Origin of the sequence: Candidatus Latescibacter sp. (assembly GCA_030692375.1) — a bacterium.
Lineage (GTDB): Bacteria > Latescibacterota > Latescibacteria > Latescibacterales > Latescibacteraceae > JAUYCD01.
This window is the reverse complement of the sequence record JAUYCD010000219.1, coordinates 1-7,316: the sequence shown is the minus strand read 5'-3', so window position 1 is coordinate 7,316 and position 7,316 is coordinate 1. Positions and strand designations below refer to the sequence as shown.

Genomic DNA, 7,316 nt, shown 5'->3' with positions numbered 1-7,316 from the left:
CGAGGAAATGCGGCCAGAGCTTTTTCCCCTGTTTTTCCACCTGATCCATGAGCCGCACGGCATCGGAAAAACAACAGTTTTTTACAACCGACGGCTGGATGATATCGAGAGCCAAAGCGAATTGATTGAACGTCAGCCCGCTTTCTCCCTCGTTCGCCAGGCTGCTCCCGGGCGGGATGAGGAAGTTTTCCCCGGCGGACAGAGGGACAGCGGCACGGGCGAGCAGTTCAGGGTACCGGTGCTGCTCCTCGATGGAGAGCGGCTCCTCGAGCCACACGATTCCGGCATCCCGGAAATATTCCATCCAGCTCAGGGTCTTATCGAATGTCCAGCTCCGGTTTACATCCACTGCAATCTTCCCTTCCGCTCCCACAATTGCTTTCAACCGGCGGATATTCTTTCTGTCCTCATCGTCGCCGTACCCCAGTTTCAGCTTGAACGTTTCCACGCCCCGGTCGAGCACTTCTCGGATGGCATCTTCCAGAAAGGGCGGATTTATGCCGCTGCCGTACATTTTGACCCGTGATGCGGGAGTATCCGAAAAGAGTTTTCCCACCGGAAGCCCCCGCATCCTGCCCTGCATATCCCAGAGGGCGGCCTCCACTGCGCATACTGCCTGCAAAGCCGGCCCCAGGGTCGCCGACTGAAGCGCGGCGCGGTAGTTTTTATTCCATAGTCCCCGGACGAATCCCGGAATATCTTCGACCATTTTCCCGATGATCTGGGGAAAATATCCGCCGGTGAACGCCGCAACCCTCTCCCACGGCGCCCAGAGGGGAAAATTGATCCAACTCTCCCCCATTCCGGCGATACCCTCGACATTGCCAAGGGTAATGATGACCGCCTGACGGTGGGTCATGGCGCCGAAGGTGGTCTGGTACGGTTTTTCAAGCGGGGCGCTGAGATGATATACCCGAGCTTCGGATATGGTCATGGGAAGAGTGGTTTGAGGCGGCATGTGTTTCTCCGGATCTCTTTTGTAGGGGTTCAGCAGGCCGAACCCCAACATTATTTTACAATATGAAACCTTTGAAATACTTTTTCTCGCAAAGTCCGCAAAGTTCGCAAAGAAAAATGCATTTTTCGATAATTTCTATTGTATTCTCTCGCTTTATGTTAAAATTATTCAGATACTATAAATTTTCCGTGATTCATTCGAATTTCCAATCTTTTCCTTTCTTTATTGACTTTGCGAACTTTGCGAGAGAATAAATCAAAGATTCCAATATATTCTTGCTCTTACAAAGGCGGCGGCGCAATCTTCACCGTATCCCCGGAATCCGCCGAACGATGAATGGCGTCGAGAACTGCGGTCGACCGCCAGCCGTCATAGGCGGTTACATAGGGTTCGCGGTTTTCCGCAAGAGCGTCGATGAAACTGTTGATGCAGGAAGGGAAAGCGCCGACCCAGCGATCGAATACCTTATAGTTCAGGAGCGAACGCGGCCATTTGAAACCTTCGGGTGTGGACATCTCGATAGCCTCGGTTTTACGGTCGAGATGGATATGGCCGTGCTCGCCTATCACTTCCATGAACGAATCGGGCATGGCCGGATGGGTTTCCGGATACACCCAGGTGGACTCAAAGGTCGCGAACGAGCCTTTGGAGAATTTCACCAGACCCTGCATGGCGTCATAGGTATCCCAGCCGTATTTGGCTTTCAAAACCCTTTTGATTCCATACCCCTTGGCTTCCACCGGGTCATCATTGAACCACCAGGTCATCAGGTCGATATCGTGGCCGGAAAGAAACCACATGGGAGAGCTGTTCCGCGCCCAGGGGAGCATGACAGTCGGCACTGTGATTGGGTTGTTCTTGCGGGCATAACCCATGATGCATTCGCCGATCTTCCCCTCGCGGATCATGTTCCAGGTTGCATGGTAGGGGGCCAGCCAGCGGTGGTTATACGAAACCTGGAGTTTAAGTCCGGTTTCTTTCACCTTCCGCACGATGGCGGCTGCTTCGGTTTCATTCGTGGTCAGCGGCTTTTCCACATGCACGTTGATTCCGGCATCCAGGCAGGTCATCACCGGCTGGTAGTGCGCCCAATCCGGGGTGGCGATGAAAACCGCATCGGGTTTCTCGGCGGCGATCATCTTCTCGTAATCGTTATAGGATTTCTCGAAACCAAGCTCAGCTTTGGCAGATTCGAGATTTTCCTCTTTCAGATCGGCGCAGGCGGTGATTTTCACCATGGGATTCCTCAGGAGCGCCCGTCCCACATTCTTCCCCATGATGCCGAGACCGATGATGTTGATTTTAAACAGCATGATTTCTCCTTTTGCTGATGTGAAATGATGTAAAGAAAGAAGACAGAAGACAGAATAAAATAGGCTTTATTTACCCGGGTATGCCATTATATAAGGTTCGTGATCGTATAGATGCCGAAACGGTTTCATCGTTCCCGCGAAGCGGCAACAAGTTCGGCATGACACGTGTCATCCTGAACTCGTTTCAGGATCTAAATGTGCAATCACGTTGCACCATTTTCAAAAATACCAACCAAATAACATAACCGTTTAATTTATTTCCCAATCTCCACCTGAAGCGGGTTGCGGAATCCCTGAGACAACTCATCGGCCATCTTCACAAGCGCATCCATCGAAGCAGGCTGTTCGGCGCTTCCACGGTACCATACCCCCATACTGAGATACTTCACCGAACCGTCCGGTGAGGGTTTGAGCTTGATGAATCTCCCCTCGTTCGTCTCGGCCATACCGGCGAAAGCGCCCGGATTCCAGATGAGAGCCAGCCCTATGGCGCCATATTCATCGGTGAGGACCTGTGTCGCGAGATAGCCCTGTTTTTCATTGAACTGAACGGTCTCCTTGTCATTCTTCTGCATCCCGGGAGCAACAAGAACGCCTTTCTGGAGATGTTGTTTCGATGGAACAGTCCGGACTTCATTATAGTAACGCCCGGCATACAAACTGTATGATTCCTCCACAACCGGCCCGCCCTTGTTTTCCATGGCGACCACCGCGCCTGCACACACGGGACCGCCGCTCTCGGCCTTGTGGATGAAATTAATCCCTTCGCCGCCTCCGTAGCATTGGACGCGGTCATTTCCTTCAAAGAGCATCACTCCGCACAGTCCCGGCTTTTTCCCGATCACAAACGGGTCCACTCCCCAGAGCCGCTCATGATGATAGGAATCGGGCGGCAGGTCCTGGAGACGCAGATGGGCATAACTCTTGCCAAAGAAATCGATCAGGCCGCTGTAGGAACGGTAGGCTACAAGCTCATTTTCCCAGGCGATATTCACCCCGCCTGTATACCATTTCTCAAAAGACTGGGTTCTGGCCGGATATGCCGGAAGACCGGAACCCTGGAGATTGTACTGGAGTTCAACCGTCTTTTTCTCACTAGGCCCGAGATCAACCTGGAAAACCAGTTCCTCGATTTTTCTCCCGTCGGGGATTATCCGTATCTGCGAGGGGATGTCGAGCGGCTCGAACATACCGGCCTTGTATTTCACCCGGAAGAAATTACGGTTGAAATCCGGCGCCTTTGCCATTATCTGAGAAAGGGGAATTACAACCGGCTCGCCGGGACGATTCAGGGCAAGAGGATTGGCAATTACAATGTCGAACTTCTTCGCATACCTGACTGCCGGATCATCCGGTTTCTGGGCGAAACAGGCGCCCACTGCCGCCATGAACACAAATGCCGTCAGAAAACCATACGAACTAAAGTGAAACCCAGCGGTATGCATTTCAGCCTCCCCGGATACGGTTCAAAGTATATTTTAACTGCCGATGACGACGACTTTCGTTATGTCGCCATATACGAAAACAGTATCACAGCACGTGATACTTGTCCCACACGTCGCGCATGGTTGCGCCTTCGCTGAGGTTGTCCCGTACCTGGGTTTCCACATTGACCCGTTTGGCCGCCTCCTGGATCACCTCCGTCTCAACCGCTTTCGGAATGAGAATGATGCCGTCGAGATCGGCGAACACGATCTGGCCGGGAACCGCCCTTCTTCCGCCGATGATCACCGGGCAGTCGTACTCGATCACCATGACACGTTCGGTGGTATCGATCGGCGACACACCACGGGCGAAGGTGGGAAACCGGCGCTGGATGATCTTGCGGGCGTCGCGGGTATAGCCGTCCACTATGCACCCACGGGCGCCGCGCCTGGTCATGGCCATAGCCGAAAGCTCTCCCATGATACCGCATTCGATGGGTTTATCGGAAGATGCAACAGAGACTTCGCCGGGTTTCAGGCTGTCGACCAGCTCGATGGCAAGACGGTAAGGATCCACCGTGCCGGTGCGGGCGGGGGCGTTCAGGAGAGTCCGTACTCTTCCGGCGCAGACCGCTTCGGGATAGAGCGGGCGGATCATGGAATAGGGGCTTATGGCGCACTCGGGGTATCCCATCTCGTCAAGGATGTCGGAAAGGGCGCCTGCATAGAAGTACTTTTCCATGAAGTCAAAAATCTCGAGCTCATTCTTGAAATCCATTTTTTTCTCCTTCCAATGCCATGGTTTTCCGGATGCGCCGGATATGACGCTCTCCGCCGGAAAACGGTTCTTTCAGGAACGTTTCGGCGATAGCCAGCCCCAGAGGCTTCCCGATCACCATCCCGCCGAGCGCCAGAACATTGGCGTCGTTATGTTGACGGGCCATGCGGGCCATGAACTCGTTCATGCACAGGGCGGCGCGAATACCCTTCTGTTTGTTGGCGGCGATGGAAATCCCTATTCCGGTGCCGCAGACCAGGATACCGTATTCCGCTTCCTGCGCCCGTACCAGTGCGCAGACCTTTACGGTGTAATCAGAATAATCGACCGAATTCGGTGAATCAGTACCGCAGTCGATAAGTTCGTGCCCCTGTTTCTGCAACTCCTCCTTAAGATAGGTTTTGAGTTCCAGACCGGCATGGTCGGAACCCAGAGCCACTTTCATACAGCCTCCAGAGTATTGATTGACAGTCGTACCAAACATCATTATTTTTGGCGAGAGATTACAACCCGAATATGATACACAACAGAAGCTTCACAGTCAAGGTTTCATAAACCGTTTTTTATCCCATTCTCTTTCCCATGAAGATTATCGAGCTGTTTCCGAGCATCCAGGGTGAATCCACCCTGCAGGGTCTCCCCTGTGTCTTTGTACGGCTTTCCGGCTGCAACCTCCATTGCCGTTACTGCGATACATCGTATGCCCGCAGGGGAGGAACGGAGATGGCAGTAAATGAAATCGTAAAGAAGGTACTAGAGTATAACATCCCTTTTGCCTGCATCACCGGAGGGGAGCCGCTCCTTCAGCGGGAAACCCCGGAGCTGGCCGCCGGGCTGCTCAAGAGGGGCTGCCGTGTCAGCGTGGAGACCAACGGCACAGTTAATGTCACTCCCCTTCCCAGAGGGGTAATCCGGGTCATCGACATCAAGTGTCCCGGAAGCGGTGAAAAGGCTGGCCTGCACCACAGCGTTCTAACTCGGAAACGTATATCCGACGAGTTCAAATTTGTGCTCACCGACCGCCGCGATTTCGAATTCGCCCGGGATTTTGTCGCGGAACACGGGCTGATCGACAAAAACACCGTCCTCTTTTCTCCTGTGTGGAATACCCTCGCTCCCTCCACACTGGCCGAATGGCTCATCCGTGAACTGCCGGAAGCGCGGTTGAATCTTCAAATTCACCGCTGTATCTGGCCCCATGAATCGCGGGGCAGATAAAGCTTGCTTTTAATATGAATTCTACCCATATTAGCATGGATTTATAGTATACATGAGCCTTTTGCAAAAGTCTATATTGTTGGGAGAAGCCCCCTTCCTGTCCTTTGGACATCCTTCCCCCGGAGGGGGCAAGAAAAGACTGTGGAGCAACGACTTCCCTTGCCCCATTCAGGGGGAAAGGGAACGAGGGATAGGGGGCTGTAGTAAAAAACTCGTTTTCTTTTTACGTATAACACGACTTTTGCAAAAGCCTCATTGCTTTAGTAAAAATAAGGCATCGGCATCTTTATGGAGGATTGATTTTTGCCTGAACGGTACCTGCTTGATTTTGAAGAACCCTTGCGCCAGATCCGTCAGAAAATCCGCGAGATTGAGGAATGGGAAAATAAGGATCCGGAAAGCACCCATAGTGAGATCGCCCGTCTGGAGGAGCAGGAAAAACGACTCAGCTCCGAAATATACGGCAAGCTTACCAGTTGGCAGCGGGTGCAGATTGCCCGTCATCCCAACCGTCCCTATACCCTTGATTATATATCCATGATGATGACCGATTTCATCGAGCTTCGCGGCGACCGATTCACCGGCGATGACCCGGCGATGGTAACCGGTTTTGCCAGGCTCGGCGAGATAGCGGTGGCGGTTATCGGCCAGCAAAAAGGCCGTGACAACGACGAGCGGATCAAGAGGAATTTCGGCATGCCCGCCCCCGAAGGCTACCGTAAGGCGCTCCGGATAATGAAGCTCGCCGAAAAGTTTTCACGCCCGATTATTACTTTTGTCGATACTCCGGGAGCGTTTCCGGGAATCGAGGCGGAGAAACACGGCCAGGGTGAGGCCATCGCAAGGAATCTCCTGGAAATGAGCCGTCTCAAAACACCGATTGTAGTAACCATAATCGGCGAGGGCGGCTCAGGCGGGGCGCTCGGCATCGCGGTCGGAGATCATATAATCATGCTTGAAAATTCCTGGTATTCGGTCATTGCGCCTGAATCCTGCGCCACAATTCTCATGCGGAGCACGGACAAGAAGGATAAATTCGCCGAGGAACTGAAACTCACCGCTCCCGAACTGAAGAAACTGGGTATCATAGACGTCATCATCAGGGAGCCTCTCGGAGGAGCGCAGAACGATCCGGCAGCAGTAGCCGAGCAGTTGAAGAGCGATATTCTCCGATCCCTTGTTCAGTTGAAGGCCTATTCTCCCGATATACTCGTAGAGAAGCGGATCAGGAAGTTCCGTGAGATGGGACGATGGTCGGAATAAAAAAGCAAAGAAGAAGACAGGAGTCAGAAGAAAAGAAGAAGACAGAAGACAGAAAAAAATATAAAGATAAAAAACAGGATTCAGGAGTCGAAAACAAGCAAACCTATCCGAATTATTAATTCTTTCTTTTTCTGTTTTCTTTGCGCCTTTGCATCTTTGCGAGAAGTTTTTTTTATTTGGTTATGTCGTTAAGTCAGCAACATACAGTAAATAAGAGAAATTAAGTACTCCTCTGTCTTTAAAGATCCCCCCTGCCTTCGGCACCCCCCCTTATTAAGACGAGGGCGACAAAAGTAAAAAACTTTTATTCAACTTGAATGCATCAAAAGGTCTGTTAAAGGCGAACAGAGAACAGGACGGTT

The 7,316-nt window shown here is 52.2% G+C and carries 8 protein-coding genes; 3 read left to right on the top strand and 5 right to left on the bottom strand.

Features of this window, described 5'->3' with window-relative positions; genetic code table 11:
- The 5 genes from Q8O92_13530 to rpiB all read right to left on the bottom strand — a co-directional run.
- A partial coding sequence (locus Q8O92_13530) for an enolase C-terminal domain-like protein (GenBank protein ID MDP2984335.1) occupies window positions 1–958 on the bottom strand: 958 nt, incomplete at its 3' end.
- A 281-nt stretch (window positions 959–1,239) separates the two neighbouring features.
- Window positions 1,240–2,271 (bottom strand): Gfo/Idh/MocA family oxidoreductase, encoded by a 1,032-nt coding sequence (locus Q8O92_13525; protein MDP2984334.1) that lies wholly within the window; start codon window positions 2,269–2,271, stop codon window positions 1,240–1,242.
- A 254-nt stretch (window positions 2,272–2,525) separates the two neighbouring features.
- Complete coding sequence (locus Q8O92_13520; GenBank protein MDP2984333.1) at window positions 2,526–3,716, bottom strand: DUF4861 family protein; 1,191 nt, start codon at window positions 3,714–3,716, stop codon at window positions 2,526–2,528.
- A gap of 85 nt (window positions 3,717–3,801) precedes the next feature.
- Window positions 3,802–4,473 (bottom strand): RraA family protein, encoded by a 672-nt coding sequence (locus tag Q8O92_13515; protein MDP2984332.1) that lies wholly within the window; start codon window positions 4,471–4,473, stop codon window positions 3,802–3,804.
- Entirely contained in the window at window positions 4,457–4,918 is a 462-nt protein-coding gene (gene rpiB, locus Q8O92_13510; protein ID MDP2984331.1) for a ribose 5-phosphate isomerase B, read from the bottom strand. Before rpiB ends, Q8O92_13515 begins: the two co-directional genes overlap by 17 nt.
- A gap of 137 nt (window positions 4,919–5,055) precedes the next feature.
- Between rpiB and Q8O92_13505 the strand changes: the two genes are divergently transcribed.
- From Q8O92_13505 to Q8O92_13495, 3 genes are all read left to right on the top strand, one after another.
- Window positions 5,056–5,691 (top strand): radical SAM protein, encoded by a 636-nt coding sequence (locus Q8O92_13505; protein MDP2984330.1) that lies wholly within the window; start codon window positions 5,056–5,058, stop codon window positions 5,689–5,691.
- 303 nt (window positions 5,692–5,994) lie between these two features.
- Complete coding sequence (locus Q8O92_13500) at window positions 5,995–6,954, top strand: acetyl-CoA carboxylase carboxyltransferase subunit alpha (GenBank protein MDP2984329.1); 960 nt, start codon at window positions 5,995–5,997, stop codon at window positions 6,952–6,954.
- Window positions 6,942–7,073, top strand: coding sequence for a hypothetical protein (locus Q8O92_13495; GenBank protein MDP2984328.1), 132 nt, complete (start codon window positions 6,942–6,944; stop codon window positions 7,071–7,073). The genes Q8O92_13500 and Q8O92_13495 overlap by 13 nt, the downstream gene beginning before the upstream one ends.
- Window positions 7,074–7,316 lie beyond the last annotated feature (243 nt).